Source organism: Klebsiella sp. K5-306, from assembly GCF_051835185.1.
In the GTDB taxonomy this organism is placed as follows: Bacteria; Pseudomonadota; Gammaproteobacteria; order Enterobacterales; family Enterobacteriaceae; genus Klebsiella; species Klebsiella oxytoca.
Genome location: NZ_JAIFJY010000002.1, coordinates 14,821 through 30,741 on the forward strand (window position 1 = coordinate 14,821; position 15,921 = coordinate 30,741).

The window sequence follows — 15,921 nt, forward strand, 5'->3', positions numbered from 1 at the left end:
AGAAAGATTCGTCAAACTTCATAAGAAAAACCTATGGAAAATTATCAGATCGACAATCTGGACCGCGGCATCCTTGAGGCCTTAATGGCCAACGCGCGCACCGCTTATGCTGAACTGGCAAAACAGTTTGGCGTCAGTCCGGGAACCATTCACGTTCGCGTGGAGAAGATGAAGCAGGCCGGAATTATCACTGGCGCACGCATTGACGTGAGCCCAAAGCAGTTGGGCTACGATGTGGGATGTTTTATCGGCATCATTCTGAAAAGCGCCAAAGACTATCCCTCGGCGCTGGCGAGGTTAAACAGTCTGGATGAGGTTACCGAAGCGTACTACACCACCGGGCACTACAGTATCTTTATAAAAGTCATGTGCCGATCGATCGATGCGCTCCAGCATGTACTTATCAACAAGATCCAAACAATTGATGAAATTCAGTCCACCGAAACGCTGATCGTGCTGCAAAACCCGATCATGCGTACCATCCGCCCGTGAACGGACTATTTAATCCCACATTTTTCCACAGGTAGATCCCAGCTCGCTCACAGCGTACAATACGCCACTCTGGAAAAGTGGAGCGGGCGATCATGGCAGAGATAACTCTTATCAGCGGCAGTACGCTGGGTAGCGCAGAATATGTGTCAGAACATCTGGCGGAAAAGCTGGAAGAGGCTGGTCACAGCACGACTATTCAGCACGGCCCGCTGATTGACGATCTACAGGCGGAAGGGATCTGGCTGGTTATCTCTTCTACTCATGGCGCCGGCGACATTCCCGATAACCTGCTGCCTTTTTATGAAGCGCTTCAGGAAAAGCAGATCGACCTTTCTGCGGTCCATTTTGGCGCAGTCGGTATCGGTAGTCGTGAATATGACACCTTCTGCGGAGCGATTGATAAGCTGGAGTCGGCGCTGAAGGCCTGCGGGGCAAAACAGATTGGCGAAACGCTAAAAATTAACGTCCTCGAACATGAAATTCCGGAAGATCCGGCTGAGGTCTGGCTGGGATCCTGGCAAAAATTGCTCTGAGAATTGTAAAGATCATACTTTCTTCTGTGGATAACTATGCTTAAAAGCTTGGATCAACCGGTAGTTATCCAAAGTATAACCGTAGACTGATTTTTGTGCTGTGTATAACCCTTCATTTTGATCCCAGCTTATACGGACCAGGATCACCGATCATTCACAGAAAGCGATCCTTCTTAAACGATTGATCTTAAATCGTGGATCCGACTTATCCACAAGACAAGCCGATCCTAATAAGAGATCACAATAAAACAGATCTCTAAATAAAAGATCTTCTTTTTAATACTCAGGATCCCGGCGCTTTCTCGAAAGGCGAAAGTTGAGTAGAATCCACGGCCCGGGCTTCAATCCATTTTCAAACCGCTTTATGCGAGGCATACCACCATGTTTTATCAGGATCCTTTTGACGTCATCATCATTGGCGGGGGTCATGCAGGCACTGAGGCCGCAATGGCCGCAGCGCGAATGGGTCAACAGACTCTGCTTTTGACACACAATATCGACACGCTAGGGCAAATGAGCTGCAACCCGGCGATTGGCGGCATTGGGAAAGGACACCTGGTAAAAGAAGTGGATGCGCTTGGCGGCCTGATGGCGAAGGCCATTGACCATGCCGGTATCCAGTTTAGGATACTAAACGCCAGCAAAGGCCCAGCCGTACGGGCGACTCGCGCTCAGGCCGATCGCGTGCTTTATCGGCAAGCCGTACGCACGGCCCTGGAGAATCAGCCTAATTTGATGATCTTCCAGCAGGCCGTTGAAGATCTGATTGTTGAGAACGATCGCGTGGTGGGTGCTGTTACCCAGATGGGGCTTAAATTCCGCGCCAAAGCGGTAGTGCTGACCGTAGGGACATTCCTCGACGGTAAGATCCATATCGGACTCGATAACTACAGCGGCGGTCGCGCAGGCGATCCTCCGTCGATCCCGCTGTCTCGCCGTTTACGTGAACTGCCGCTACGCGTCAGCCGCCTGAAAACCGGTACCCCACCGCGTATTGATGCGCGGACCATTGATTTCAGCGTTCTGGCTCAGCAGCACGGCGACGATCCAATGCCGGTTTTCTCGTTTATGGGGAATGCTTCCCAGCACCCGCGTCAGGTACCGTGCTATGTCACGCATACCAACGAGAAAACCCACGATGTGATCCGCAATAACCTCGATCGTAGCCCGATGTATGCCGGCGTGATTGAAGGGATCGGCCCTCGCTACTGTCCTTCGATCGAAGACAAGGTGATGCGTTTTGCCGATCGCAATCAGCATCAGATCTTCCTCGAGCCGGAAGGACTGACGTCGAACGAAATTTATCCAAATGGCATCTCCACCAGCCTGCCGTTTGATGTCCAGATGCAAATCGTCCGCTCAATGCAGGGGATGGAAAATGCAAAAATCGTTCGCCCCGGCTACGCTATCGAGTACGATTTCTTCGATCCGCGTGACCTGAAACCAACGCTGGAAAGTAAATTTATCCATGGCCTGTTTTTTGCGGGCCAGATTAACGGCACTACCGGTTATGAAGAAGCGGCCGCTCAGGGCCTGCTGGCAGGCCTGAACGCAGCCCGCTTCTCTGCCGAGAAAGAGGGATGGGCGCCGGGTCGCTCCCAGGCCTACCTTGGCGTCCTGGTGGACGATCTGTGTACGCTCGGCACCAAAGAGCCGTACCGCATGTTTACTTCACGTGCGGAATACCGCCTGATGCTGCGTGAAGACAACGCCGATCTGCGCCTGACTGAGCAAGGCCGTGAACTGGGCCTGGTAGATGATGAACGCTGGGCGCGTTTCAACGAGAAGCTTGAGAGTATTGAACGTGAACGTCAGCGCCTGAAATCCAGCTGGGTAAATCCGCTGGCGGAAAGCGCCGCTGAAGTTAACGCACAGCTGACGGCGCCTTTGTCTCGCGAAGCTAACGGTGAAGATTTGCTCCGTCGTCCGGAAATGACCTACGAACAGCTGGTGAAAATGTCGCCATTCTCGCCGGGTCTTGAAGACAAGCAGGCCGCGGAACAGGTTGAGATTCAGGTAAAATACGAAGGCTACATCGCGCGCCAGCAGGATGAGATTGAGAAACAGCAGCGCAATGAAAACACGTTGCTGCCTGCCACGCTTGATTATCGCCAGGTGAATGGGCTGTCGAACGAAGTCATTGCTAAGTTGAACGACCACAAGCCGTCTTCAATAGGGCAAGCATCGCGTATTTCCGGCATTACGCCTGCGGCAATCTCGATTTTGCTGGTGTGGTTGAAAAAGCAGGGAATGCTGCGCCGTAGCGCCTGACTTTCCCTGAACGATACATTTGGCGGATAGCGCATAAGATATCCGCCTGGTTTATATCCAGCCCGGTAAGCGCATCGCCTCCGGGCTCATTGTTTTTAAACAGGTACCGAACGTGATCAACAAACTTTCTCGTCTGCTTGATGAAGCGGGTATTTCACTTACCGATCACCAGAAAAATCAGCTGGTCGCCTATGTAGGCATGCTGGATAAGTGGAATAAGGCCTATAACCTTACCTCGGTTCGCGATCCGGATGAGATGCTGGTACGCCACATTCTCGATAGCATTGTTGTTGCGCCATACCTTAAAGGAACGCGTTTTATCGATGTGGGTACCGGACCGGGTCTGCCGGGGATCCCGCTGGCTATCGTACGCCCTGAATCTCATTTCACCCTGCTGGATAGCCTCGGTAAACGAGTACGTTTCCTGCGACAGGTCCAGCATGAGTTAAAACTGGATAACATCACGCCGGTACAAAGCCGCGTGGAAACGTTTCCGGCTGAACCGCCGTTTGATGGCGTGATCAGCCGCGCTTTTGCGTCGCTGAATGATATGGTGAGCTGGTGCCATCATTTACCGGCGCAGGACGGTCACTTCTATGCGCTCAAAGGGTTAGCGCAAAAAGATGAAATGGCCAATCTTCCGGAAGGGTTTGCCATTAGTGATGTTTTCGAACTGCATGTTCCTCAGCTGGATGGTGAGCGTCACCTTGTGGTGGTCCAGCCAAAAATGATTTAATTTTTATCAAAAAATGTGAAAAAAAACCGGGTTGTGCATGTTACAAAAATAAAAGTCACGGCAGGGTAGTATCGGACAAGATTTAACCTTGTTGTTACCATGGTTTTTCTTTCGGTTAACTTTGCGCTGTTGCTTTACCAGGAGAATAGTCAACATTGAAAATATCAGTACGCTAAAAATCTCGCTGCTTGCACTTCATACTGATGTTAAATTTTTATTATGAATGTCAATAAAAGGTTTTTATTGTATATGGGATTGTTTTAGAAAGAATACCCACTTTTTATGTTGAATATCAATTGGATAAAAAATTGAGTTTTATGTACAGAATTAATTCGATTTCACGAAAAATGTTTATTATGTGATCTGATGCACGCTTTAATAGCCGTGTTTTCGCGGTATTTGCAGTTTTGCATGACGGCTCACAGATTGGTGAAATGCATGAAAAGTTGTCAGTCGGAAAATAATTAAACATTTATTCACTATTTTGCTACTTATTGTTTGAAATCACGGGGCGTCACCGTATAATTTGTCCGCTTTTTGATGCTTGACTCTTCGTCTTAAAGGACGTTTTATACGACACGCGACATACCTCGAAGGGAGCAGGAGTAAATACGTGATGTCAGTGTCGCTCTTGAGTCGAAACGTTGCTCGTAAGCTTCTGTTTATTCAGTTACTGGCGGTAATAGCAAGTGGACTGCTGTTCAGCCTCAAAGACCCTTTCTGGGGCATCTCCGCCGTTAGCGGAGGTTTGGCGGTTCTTTTGCCAAATATGATTTTTATGATTTTTGCCTGGCGTCATCAGGCGCATACACCTGCTAAAGGCCGAGTGGCCTGGACCTTCGCTCTCGGCGAAGCTTTCAAGGTGTTGTTGACCTTCGCCCTTCTGGCGGTGGCGCTGGCGGTTTTCAAAGTGGTGTTTTTGCCGCTGATAGTGACGTGGGTTTTGGTGCTGGTGGTACAAGTTCTGGCGCCAGCTGTAATTAACAACAAAGGGTAAAAGGCATCATGGCTTCAGAAAATATGACGCCGCAGGAATACATAGGACACCATCTGAATAACCTTCAGCTGGACCTGCGTACTTTCTCGCTGGTGGATCCGCATAACCCCCCGGCCACCTTCTGGACGCTCAACATTGACTCCATGTTCTTCTCGGTGGTGCTTGGTCTGTTGTTCCTGCTTATGTTCCGTAGCGTAGCCAAAAAGGCGACCAGCGGCGTACCGGGAAAATTCCAGACCTTTATCGAGATGATCATCGGCTTCGTCCATGGCAGCGTTAAAGACATGTACCACGGCAAGAGCAAGGTTATCGCTCCGCTGGCCCTCACCGTGTTCGTTTGGGTATTCCTGATGAACCTGATGGACCTGCTGCCTATCGACCTGTTGCCATACATCGGTGAACACATTTTCGGCCTGCCAGCACTGCGCGTGGTTCCGTCTGCGGACGTCAACATCACCCTGTCGATGGCGCTTGGCGTGTTTATCCTGATTCTTTTCTACAGCATCAAAATGAAAGGCGTGGGCGGGTTCGTTAAAGAACTGACCCTGCAGCCGTTCAATCACTGGGCGTTCATTCCTGTCAACTTAATCCTTGAAGGGGTAAGCCTGCTGTCTAAACCTGTATCTCTGGGTCTGCGACTGTTCGGCAACATGTATGCCGGTGAGCTGATTTTCATTCTGATTGCTGGTCTGTTGCCGTGGTGGTCACAGTGGGTTCTGAATGTGCCGTGGGCCATTTTCCACATCCTGATTATTACGCTGCAAGCCTTCATCTTCATGGTTCTGACGATCGTCTATCTGTCGATGGCATCTGAAGAGCATTGATTTTTTACCAACATACTACGTTTTAACTGAAACAAACTGGAGACTGTCATGGAAAACCTGAATATGGATCTGCTGTACATGGCTGCCGCTGTGATGATGGGTCTGGCGGCAATCGGTGCTGCGATCGGTATCGGCATCCTCGGGGGTAAATTCCTGGAAGGCGCAGCGCGTCAACCGGATCTGATTCCTCTGCTGCGTACTCAGTTCTTTATCGTTATGGGTCTGGTGGATGCTATCCCGATGATCGCTGTAGGTCTGGGTCTGTACGTGATGTTCGCCGTCGCGTAGTAAGTTGTTCGAAAGAAACCTAAGCCACAGAGTTATTTTTTAAGAGGTATTGTGCTGTGAACATGAACGCAACAATCCTCGGCCAGGCCATCGCGTTTGTTATCTTCGTATGGTTCTGCATGAAGTATGTATGGCCGCCGTTAATGGCTGCCATCGAAAAGCGCCAGAAAGAAATTTCTGACGGTTTAGCTTCTGCAGAACGCGCTAAGAAAGATTTGGACCTTGCACAGGCCAACGCGACCGACCAGCTGAAAAAAGCGAAAGCGGAAGCCCAGGTAATCATCGAGCAGGCGAACAAGCGTCGCTCTCAGATTCTGGACGAAGCCAAAGCTGAAGCAGAACAGGAACGCACTAAAATCGTCGCACAGGCGCAGGCTGAAATCGATGCCGAACGTAAACGTGCTCGCGAGGAGCTGCGTAAGCAGGTCGCTATCCTGGCTGTTGCTGGCGCCGAGAAGATCATCGAACGTTCCGTGGATGAAGCTGCTAACAGCGACATCGTGGATAAACTTGTCGCTGAACTGTAAGGAGGGAGGGGCTGATGTCTGAATTTATAACGGTAGCTCGCCCCTACGCCAAAGCAGCTTTTGACTTTGCCGTCGAACACCAAAGCGTAGAGCGCTGGCAGGATATGCTGGCGTTTGCCGCTGAAGTGACTAAAAACGAACAAATGGCAGAGCTACTCTCTGGCGCGCTGGCGCCGGAAACGCTCTCTGATGCGTTTATCGCGGTTTGTGGTGAGCAACTGGACGAAAACGGTCAAAACCTGATTCGGGTAATGGCTGAAAATGGTCGTCTGAATGCGCTCCCTGATGTTCTTGAGCAGTTCATTCACCTGCGCGCTGCCAGTGAGGCAACCGCAGAGGTAGAAGTTATTTCTGCCGCTCAGATGAGCGAAGAACAGCTTGCGAAAATCACCAGCGCGATGGAAAAACGTCTGTCACGCAAAGTTAAGCTGAATTGCAAAATCGATAAGTCTGTAATGGCAGGCGTTATCATCCGTGCGGGTGATATGGTCATTGATGGCAGCGTACGCGGCCGTCTTGAACGCCTTGCAGACGTCTTGCAGTCTTAAGGGGACTGGAGCATGCAACTGAATTCCACCGAAATCAGCGAACTGATCAAGCAGCGCATTGCTCAGTTCAATGTTGTGAGCGAGGCTCATAACGAAGGTACTATCGTTTCTGTAAGTGACGGTGTTATCCGCATTCACGGCCTGGCCGATTGTATGCAGGGTGAGATGATCGCTCTGCCGGGTAACCGTTACGCTATCGCACTGAACCTGGAGCGCGACTCCGTTGGTGCGGTTGTGATGGGTCCGTATGCTGACCTCGCCGAAGGCATGAAGGTTAAATGTACTGGCCGTATCCTTGAAGTTCCGGTTGGCCGCGGCCTGCTGGGACGTGTGGTTAACACCCTGGGTGCACCGATTGATGGTAAAGGCCCGCTGGAGCACGACGGCTTCTCTGCCGTTGAAGCTATCGCTCCGGGCGTAATCGAACGTCAGTCCGTCGATCAGCCGGTGCAGACCGGTTATAAATCCGTTGATGCCATGATCCCAATCGGTCGTGGTCAGCGTGAACTGATCATCGGCGACCGTCAGACCGGTAAAACCGCTCTGGCAATCGACGCCATCATCAACCAGCGTGATTCCGGCATCAAGTGCGTCTACGTGGCAATCGGCCAGAAAGCGTCCACCATTTCTAACGTGGTGCGTAAACTGGAAGAACACGGCGCGCTGTCTAACACCATCGTTGTGGTAGCAACCGCATCTGAATCCGCCGCGCTGCAATACCTGGCTCCGTATGCCGGTTGCGCAATGGGGGAATACTTCCGCGACCGCGGTGAAGATGCGCTGATCATTTATGATGACCTGTCTAAACAGGCCGTTGCTTACCGTCAGATTTCCCTGCTGCTCCGCCGTCCGCCTGGACGTGAAGCATTCCCGGGCGACGTATTCTACCTCCACTCTCGTCTGCTGGAGCGTGCTGCACGTGTTAACGTCGAATACGTTGAAGCTTTCACCAAAGGTGAAGTGAAAGGTAAAACCGGTTCTCTGACCGCTCTGCCGATTATCGAAACCCAGGCGGGTGACGTTTCTGCGTTCGTTCCGACCAACGTAATTTCTATTACCGATGGTCAGATCTTCCTGGAAACCAACCTGTTCAACTCCGGTATTCGTCCTGCGGTTAACCCGGGTATCTCCGTATCCCGTGTTGGTGGTGCAGCTCAGACCAAGATCATGAAGAAACTGTCCGGTGGTATTCGTACCGCGCTGGCACAGTATCGCGAACTGGCGGCGTTCTCGCAGTTTGCTTCTGACCTTGACGATGCAACCCGTAAGCAGCTGGACCACGGTCAGAAAGTAACTGAACTGCTGAAACAGAAACAGTATGCGCCGATGTCCGTTGCGCAGCAGTCTCTGGTTCTGTTCGCGGCAGAACGTGGTTATCTGGCGGATGTAGAGCTGGCGAAAATCGGTAGCTTTGAAGCTGCTCTGCTGGCTTACGTCGACCGTGATCACGCTCCGTTGATGCAAGAGATCAACCAGTCCGGTGGCTATAACGACGAAATCGAAGGCAAGCTGAAAGGCATCCTCGATTCCTTCAAAGCAACCCAATCCTGGTAAAGTCTGGCGGCTTGCTTTAGGGCAGGCCGCAAGGCATTGAGGAGAAGCTCATGGCCGGCGCAAAAGAGATACGTAGTAAGATCGCAAGCGTCCAGAACACGCAAAAGATCACTAAAGCGATGGAAATGGTCGCCGCTTCCAAAATGCGTAAATCGCAGGAGCGCATGGCAGCCAGCCGTCCTTATGCAGATACGATGCGCAAAGTGATCGGTCACCTTGCGAACGGTAATCTGGAATATAAGCACCCTTACCTGGAAGAACGCGACGTTAAACGCGTGGGCTACCTGGTGGTGTCTACCGACCGTGGTCTGTGTGGTGGCTTGAACATTAACCTGTTCAAAAAGCTGCTGGCGGAAATGAAAGCATGGTCCGATAAAGGCGTTCAGTGCGAACTCGCAATGATCGGCTCGAAGGGCGTGTCTTTCTTTAATTCCGTTAGCGGTAATGTTGTCGCCCAGGTGACGGGTATGGGGGATAACCCATCCCTGTCCGAACTGATCGGTCCGGTAAAAGTGATGTTGCAGGCCTACGATGAAGGCCGTCTGGACAAGCTGTATATTGTCAGCAACAAATTTATTAACACCATGTCTCAGGTTCCAACCATTACTCAGCTGCTGCCGTTACCGGCTTCAGAAGATGGTGAGTTGAAGCGTAAATCCTGGGATTACCTGTATGAACCCGATCCGAAAGCGCTGCTGGATACCCTGCTGCGTCGTTATGTGGAATCTCAGGTTTATCAGGGCGTGGTAGAAAACCTGGCCAGCGAGCAGGCCGCACGTATGGTGGCGATGAAAGCCGCGACCGACAATGGCGGCAGCCTGATTAAAGAGCTGCAGTTGGTATACAACAAAGCTCGTCAGGCCAGCATTACTCAGGAACTCACCGAGATCGTCGGTGGAGCATCCGCGGTATAACCAGGTTAATTCGTAGAGGATTCAAGATGGCTACTGGAAAAATTGTCCAGGTAATCGGCGCCGTGGTCGACGTCGAATTCCCTCAGGATGCCGTACCGCGCGTGTACGAGGCTCTTGAGGTACAAAATGGTAGTGAGAATCTGGTGCTGGAAGTTCAGCAGCAGCTCGGCGGCGGTATTGTTCGTACCATCGCCATGGGTTCTTCCGACGGTCTGCGTCGCGGTCTGGAAGTCAAAGACCTCGAGCATCCGATCGAAGTCCCGGTAGGTAAAGCAACGCTTGGTCGTATCATGAACGTACTGGGCCAACCGGTAGACATGAAAGGCGACATCGGCGAAGAAGAGCGTTGGGCGATTCACCGCGCAGCGCCTTCCTACGAAGAGTTGTCAAACTCTCAGGAACTGCTGGAAACCGGCATCAAAGTTATCGACCTGATGTGTCCGTTTGCGAAGGGCGGTAAAGTTGGTCTGTTCGGTGGTGCGGGTGTAGGTAAAACCGTAAACATGATGGAGCTGATCCGTAACATCGCGATCGAGCACTCCGGTTACTCCGTGTTTGCGGGCGTAGGTGAACGTACTCGTGAGGGTAACGACTTCTACCACGAAATGACCGACTCCAACGTTATCGATAAAGTATCCCTGGTGTATGGCCAGATGAACGAGCCGCCGGGAAACCGTCTGCGCGTTGCGCTGACCGGCCTGACCATGGCTGAGAAGTTCCGTGACGAAGGTCGTGACGTTCTGCTGTTCGTCGATAACATCTATCGTTACACCCTGGCCGGTACTGAAGTATCCGCACTGCTGGGTCGTATGCCTTCAGCGGTAGGTTACCAGCCGACTCTGGCGGAAGAGATGGGCGTTCTGCAGGAACGTATCACCTCCACCAAAACGGGTTCTATCACTTCCGTACAGGCGGTATACGTACCTGCGGATGACTTGACTGACCCGTCTCCAGCCACCACCTTTGCGCACCTTGACGCAACCGTGGTACTGAGCCGTCAGATCGCTTCTCTGGGTATTTACCCGGCAGTTGACCCGCTGGACTCCACCAGCCGTCAGCTGGATCCGCTGGTTGTTGGTCAGGAGCACTACGACACCGCTCGTGGTGTTCAGTCCATCCTGCAGCGTTATCAGGAACTGAAAGACATTATCGCCATCCTGGGTATGGATGAACTGTCTGAAGAAGATAAACTGGTGGTAGCTCGCGCACGTAAGATTCAGCGCTTCCTGTCCCAGCCGTTCTTCGTGGCAGAAGTATTTACCGGTTCTCCGGGCAAATACGTCTCCCTGAAAGACACCATCCGTGGCTTTAAAGGCATCATGGAAGGCGAATACGATCACCTGCCGGAGCAGGCGTTCTACATGGTCGGTTCTATCGACGAAGCCGTGGAAAAAGCCAAAAAACTTTAACGCCTTAATCGGAGGGTGATATGGCAATGACTTACCACCTGGACGTCGTCAGCGCAGAGAAACAAATGTTCTCTGGTCTGGTCGAGAAAATCCAGGTAACGGGTAGCGAAGGTGAACTGGGTATTTACCCGGGGCACGCGCCGCTGCTCACCGCCATTAAGCCTGGTATGATTCGCATCGTTAAGCAGCACGGTCACGAAGAATTTATCTACCTGTCAGGCGGCATTCTTGAAGTGCAGCCGGGTAGCACGACCGTTCTGGCTGATACGGCAATTCGTGGCCAGGATCTCGACGAAGCGCGAGCCCTGGAAGCGAAACGTAAGGCTGAAGAGCACATTAAGAGCTCTCATGGTGACGTGGATTACGCTCAGGCGTCCGCGGAACTGGCCAAAGCGATCGCTAAACTGCGCGTTATCGAGTTGACCAAAAAAGCGATGTAACACCGGCTTGAAAGTTAAAAAGCCAGTCTGGTTTCCAGGCTGGCTTTTTTTATGGCTTCGTTTCAGAAATAACAAAACTAAAAAGATGGTTTAAAAAATTTGTGATGAACATCTCATTTTTGTTGATCGTTTGGAGAATGCAGCGTAGACTTTTTTTGTGATGTAAGTCACAAAAAATGCATCATAAAACGTAATCACTATCCAGGAAGAGATCATGAAACTGCTTAATAAAATCGTCGCTTTCTTCAGTGCTATGAACGTAACCTTCGGTACGTTCAACCACTAAGAAGTCAACTTTCCAGGCTGTTTTTGCGCTGTACCGCTAACTAAAACGACAACACATGCGGTGTGAAACAGACAGAAAGTGAAAAGGTCGCCCCAGGGCGACCTTTATGTTTTTCACGTATAGCGGGGTTAATTACGGCTGAGGAAGTTACCGGTATTGAAGCTGCCGTCAGCCTCACGTATTAGCGGGTCAGGCAGCGCCAGAGTCTGGTAATCGGCGCTGTTAATGCTTTTTCCTTGAGCGTTGATGCTTTTACCACCGTGGATAAAGTAGTTGCTATCGTCGATATTCCCGACAACGGCATCGTCATATTTCCCCGGCTGGCTACGTAAGGAAAGGTTCTCGCTGAACGTGCCCTGGGTTTCCGGCGCGCCGTATGGGCTTGGGCGGAACAGGTAGTTAAAGCGCTGGTTATCCACCGCGACGTTGTTGACCACTACCAGCTTGCCGGGATTGAAGTTGTCGGTGAAACCGTCGAGATGGTTCCCGATGGCGATGCTGTTACGTACCTCATGAGCAACCGGCTGCCCTTCCCCGCCGAGCTTAAAACCGTTGCTGGTATTATTGCGGGCAATAGAGTTCTCGATCACCACAACGCCGTTTGCACCGTCCTCAATCTTATTAAACAGATCGAAACCGTCGTCGATGTTATCGTGCGAGTAACAGCCTTCCAGCCGGTTCCCCTCTCCTACGCGCATTTTTACAGCGAAGCCATCGGCGTTTATTTTTCCTGGATCTTCGTTGCTAAAGGATTCTGAATTCACCACCCGGTTATAGCTGGCCCACAGCGGGCGTCCTACATCCGCCGGTGAGGAAATTTGAATGCCGGTATCATCGTTACGATAAGCGGTGACGTTCTCAATCAGGTTATGGCTACCCTGTATGCGCAGGCTCTTATCCGTAATATCTACTCCAACGATATGCCAGTAGCTGGCATCCAGCAGTAGCCCGTGTATTACCGCTTTACCGGCGGCTTTCAGGGTCTTGGTTTTGTCTTTCAGGCCGCTGGCGCTCAGAGGGATGACGGTTTGCGGGTAGTCTCCGGCGGCTAATATAATTTCCCCGCCAGCGGGTACGAGCTCGACGGCGGAGGCTAAATCCAACGGCGACTCTGCCGTGCCTTTGGCCTGCGCTTGCCCCTCAGGTGCAGCATAGAGCGTATTGCCTGTGATATTGGCACTCTGTTCCACCGTCAGCGTCTGGGTCAGCGTTTTTGCGCTGGTGGTCGGCGTAAAGGTAACTTCGAACGTGCTTTTATCTTTCAGAACGGCAGGCTGGGTAAACATCTCACCGGCTTTCACGGCTTTATCCTGCCCGATCACCACTTCATCCTGGCGAACGGTGATGCGCCCGTCACTATTGGTACGCGCCTGTAGGATGTACTTTTTGTCCTGGCTTTTTGTTCCCGAGGCAATTTGCATGACCGGCGGCCAGCTTTTAGCGATGTACGGCGCAGAGGGAACAGTATTTGCCGCTGACGTGGTGAGCGAGGCGTTGCTGACGGTGATTTTAGCGTTACGAGAAGCAAAAAAACCGACGTAGTAATGTTCTTTATCCTGTTGAGCAATCAGATCGGCGTGAGGAACCTGCTGGCTTACCCATTTTTCACTGCCCGTCGCTGCCCAGGAAGTAATAAACCCGTCGTTGGTGCGTTCCAGCCTGAGCTGGAACGTCGGCGTTTGCTGTATATCGATTTTTTCTTTATAACTCTGACGCTTTATTGATGCCCCCGCATTGCCCCACGGTTGGGTTATCCCTTCCCGGCTGATAGCCTGCAGCTTAATATGCGAGTGATCTTTTTTATCCTGCGTCATAATGGCGTTCATCACCATATTGGACGCCGCCGGGAACTCTTCATAACCGACCTTCAGCGGCTGTTGACGCGGAACTCCTATTACATCGCGCACCAGCAGTCCTGCCCCTTCCTGTGCTGCCGGGCGAGCGCCATTTTCCGGGCCAAACTGATTGACGGTCACCGTTGCCTGCAGGATAAAATTCTGACTGGTCGGAAGTTGGGTATAAAAGAAGGTCAGTCCGTCGTGGGAGTTGGCAATTTTACCTCCCCGGCTTTCAATAGTAATGGGTTGGCTGAGATCGGCGACGTCCTGCGGCGTCAGTTTTTTACCGGCGATAGTGACATCATTGACGCCAATCTTTTCAGGCAGAACATTCGAGGAAAAATTGCTGTCCGTGGATTGCCCGAAGGCGATAGCGCGCCACTGAGGGCCTTCGTTGGCCTGCAGCGGTAGCGCGATCATCGTACTGCAAAGGGTTAATGCCAAAGGTATTTTGTTATTCATTCTTTTCTCCTGGGTAATTATTAATCGGCATTATCAGGAAAATGAAATGGTGTTTCTATTTATCACGTCACAATTAATGAATATTAAAACTGCGTTTTATTTTATGGGTTTTCTTTATTTACCCGCCAAAAAAACAGCAAAAGCAGAGGGATAGCCTGGCCACCCCCTCATAAAAATGATTTTTTTGCGCGAAACGGGTTTGCGCTGACTAAAAATAGCCCCCTAAAATGATGTATTGCGTGAAGCCTGCGCGTTTTATCTCCGTCTCGTTTCATGATGAAAAATATGTAGATATTTCAACGTGAAAGGCTTTTACTTTTCGTTCTAACAGCAGTCAGGATGCGTATGTCAAACAGTCCGATGAGCGTGGTGATTCTTGCCGCAGGCAAGGGTACCCGCATGTATTCCGATCTTCCCAAGGTGCTGCATTCGCTGGCCGGCAAGCCAATGGTTCAGCATGTCATTGATACGGCTAAAGAATTAGGTGCTTCCGCTGTCCATCTGGTCTACGGGCACGGCGGCGATCTCCTTCGCCAGACGCTGCACGAAGATAAGCTAAATTGGATCTTACAGGCTGAACAGCTGGGTACCGGCCACGCCATGCAGCAGGCGGCGCCGTTCTTCAAAGATGATGAAGATATCCTCATGCTGTACGGCGATGTACCGTTGATTTCCGTCGAAACATTAAAGCGCCTGCGAGAAGCGAAACCGCAGGGCGGCATCGGTTTGCTGACGGTGAAGCTGGACGATCCGACCGGCTATGGTCGCATTACGCGCCATAACGGTGCGGTAACCGGCATTGTTGAGCATAAAGACGCCAGCGAAGAGCAGCGTCGGATTCAGGAAATTAATACCGGAATTCTGGTCGCCAACGGGGCGGATCTCAAACGCTGGCTGGCTAAGCTGACCAATAACAACGTGCAGGGCGAATATTACATTACCGATATTATCGCCATGGCCTATGCCGAAGGTCGCGAAATCGCGGCAGTCCATCCTCAGCGCCTAAGCGAAGTGGAAGGCGTGAATAACCGGCTGCAGCTATCCCGCCTGGAACGCGTCTGGCAGTCTGAAAAGGCGGAGGAACTTCTGCTCGCAGGCGTAATGCTTCGCGATCCGGCGCGTTTTGACCTGCGCGGCGTGCTGAAACACGGGCGCGATGTCGAAATAGATACTAACGTTATTCTCGAGGGGCATGTTGTACTGGGCAATCGGGTGAAGATCGGCTCCGGCTGCGTGATCAAGAACAGTACCATTGGCGATGACTGCGAGATCAGTCCTTATACCGTAGTGGAAGATGCTCATCTTGAGGCAGCCTGTACTATCGGGCCGTTCGCACGGCTGCGCCCTGGCGCGGAGCTCCTGGAAGGCGCGCACGTCGGCAACTTTGTCGAAATTAAAAAGGCGCGTCTGGGGAGAGGCACGAAAGCCGGGCATCTTTCCTACCTCGGAGACGCTGAGATTGGCGATAACGTCAATATCGGCGCCGGCACCATCACCTGTAACTATGATGGCGCAAATAAACATAAAACGGTGATCGGCGATGACGTGTTTGTTGGTTCGGACAGCCAGCTGGTCGCTCCCGTGACCATCGGCAAGGGAGTCACCATTGCTGCAGGAACGACGGTAACGCGCAACGTTGCCGACGATGAGTTAGTTTTAAGCCGCGTGCCGCAGGTTCATAAACAGGGCTGGCAGCGCCCCGTGAAGAAGAAGTAACGCTTTTCTCTTTCGCCCTTTTGGGGGAAAGAGCGGGGTGAGGGGATAAAATAATCCTCCCCCCACGGCAGTGCCCATAAAAATAA

General features: G+C 51.6%; 15 protein-coding genes. 14 read left to right on the top strand and 1 reads right to left on the bottom strand.

Annotated elements, in window-relative coordinates; all coding sequences use genetic code 11:
* Window positions 1-33: 33 nt before the first annotated feature.
* From asnC to K2184_RS03810, 13 genes are all read left to right on the top strand, one after another.
* Window positions 34-492: a transcriptional regulator AsnC gene (gene asnC / locus K2184_RS03750; RefSeq protein ID WP_004107306.1), complete on the top strand. Its 459-nt coding sequence runs from the start codon at window positions 34-36 to the stop codon at window positions 490-492.
* 92 nt (window positions 493-584) lie between these two features.
* The gene (mioC, locus tag K2184_RS03755; RefSeq protein ID WP_004107304.1) at window positions 585-1,025 is read left to right on the top strand and encodes an FMN-binding protein MioC; all 441 of its coding nucleotides are present in this window, start codon (window positions 585-587) and stop codon (window positions 1,023-1,025) included.
* A gap of 381 nt (window positions 1,026-1,406) precedes the next feature.
* Window positions 1,407-3,296 (top strand): tRNA uridine-5-carboxymethylaminomethyl(34) synthesis enzyme MnmG, encoded by a 1,890-nt coding sequence (mnmG, locus tag K2184_RS03760; RefSeq protein WP_004116749.1) that lies wholly within the window; start codon window positions 1,407-1,409, stop codon window positions 3,294-3,296.
* A gap of 112 nt (window positions 3,297-3,408) precedes the next feature.
* A complete protein-coding gene (gene rsmG, locus K2184_RS03765) occupies window positions 3,409-4,032 on the top strand; it encodes a 16S rRNA (guanine(527)-N(7))-methyltransferase RsmG (protein WP_023329090.1) in 624 nt (207 codons plus the stop codon).
* A gap of 616 nt (window positions 4,033-4,648) precedes the next feature.
* Window positions 4,649-5,029 (top strand): F0F1 ATP synthase subunit I, encoded by a 381-nt coding sequence (gene atpI / locus K2184_RS03770; protein ID WP_004107297.1) that lies wholly within the window; start codon window positions 4,649-4,651, stop codon window positions 5,027-5,029.
* 8 nt (window positions 5,030-5,037) lie between these two features.
* Window positions 5,038-5,853 carry a F0F1 ATP synthase subunit A gene (gene atpB, locus K2184_RS03775; RefSeq protein ID WP_004107295.1) on the top strand — a complete coding sequence of 272 codons (816 nt, stop codon included), beginning with the start codon at window positions 5,038-5,040 and terminating at the stop codon, window positions 5,851-5,853.
* 48 nt (window positions 5,854-5,901) lie between these two features.
* Complete coding sequence (atpE, locus tag K2184_RS03780; RefSeq protein WP_000429386.1) at window positions 5,902-6,141, top strand: F0F1 ATP synthase subunit C; 240 nt, start codon at window positions 5,902-5,904, stop codon at window positions 6,139-6,141.
* Between the two features lie 56 nt (window positions 6,142-6,197).
* Window positions 6,198-6,668, top strand: a complete 471-nt coding sequence (gene atpF / locus K2184_RS03785) for a F0F1 ATP synthase subunit B (protein ID WP_004107293.1) — start codon at window positions 6,198-6,200, stop codon at window positions 6,666-6,668.
* Window positions 6,669-6,682: 14 nt separating this feature from the next.
* Complete coding sequence (gene atpH / locus K2184_RS03790; protein WP_064370647.1) at window positions 6,683-7,216, top strand: F0F1 ATP synthase subunit delta; 534 nt, start codon at window positions 6,683-6,685, stop codon at window positions 7,214-7,216.
* Window positions 7,217-7,228: 12 nt separating this feature from the next.
* The gene (atpA, locus tag K2184_RS03795) at window positions 7,229-8,770 is read left to right on the top strand and encodes a F0F1 ATP synthase subunit alpha (RefSeq protein WP_004107281.1); all 1,542 of its coding nucleotides are present in this window, start codon (window positions 7,229-7,231) and stop codon (window positions 8,768-8,770) included.
* Between the two features lie 50 nt (window positions 8,771-8,820).
* Window positions 8,821-9,684 carry a F0F1 ATP synthase subunit gamma gene (gene atpG, locus K2184_RS03800; protein ID WP_004107278.1) on the top strand — a complete coding sequence of 288 codons (864 nt, stop codon included), beginning with the start codon at window positions 8,821-8,823 and terminating at the stop codon, window positions 9,682-9,684.
* A 26-nt stretch (window positions 9,685-9,710) separates the two neighbouring features.
* Complete coding sequence (gene atpD, locus K2184_RS03805; protein WP_004107276.1) at window positions 9,711-11,093, top strand: F0F1 ATP synthase subunit beta; 1,383 nt, start codon at window positions 9,711-9,713, stop codon at window positions 11,091-11,093.
* A gap of 20 nt (window positions 11,094-11,113) precedes the next feature.
* Entirely contained in the window at window positions 11,114-11,533 is a 420-nt protein-coding gene (locus K2184_RS03810; RefSeq protein WP_004107274.1) for a F0F1 ATP synthase subunit epsilon, read from the top strand.
* Between the two features lie 414 nt (window positions 11,534-11,947).
* On the opposite strand, the gene K2184_RS03815 is transcribed toward K2184_RS03810, so the two are convergent.
* Window positions 11,948-14,119 (bottom strand): right-handed parallel beta-helix repeat-containing protein, encoded by a 2,172-nt coding sequence (locus tag K2184_RS03815; protein WP_004107271.1) that lies wholly within the window; start codon window positions 14,117-14,119, stop codon window positions 11,948-11,950.
* Between the two features lie 345 nt (window positions 14,120-14,464).
* On the opposite strand from K2184_RS03815, the gene glmU reads away from it, so the two are divergent.
* Complete coding sequence (gene glmU / locus K2184_RS03820) at window positions 14,465-15,835, top strand: bifunctional UDP-N-acetylglucosamine diphosphorylase/glucosamine-1-phosphate N-acetyltransferase GlmU (RefSeq protein ID WP_004107268.1); 1,371 nt, start codon at window positions 14,465-14,467, stop codon at window positions 15,833-15,835.
* Window positions 15,836-15,921 lie beyond the last annotated feature (86 nt).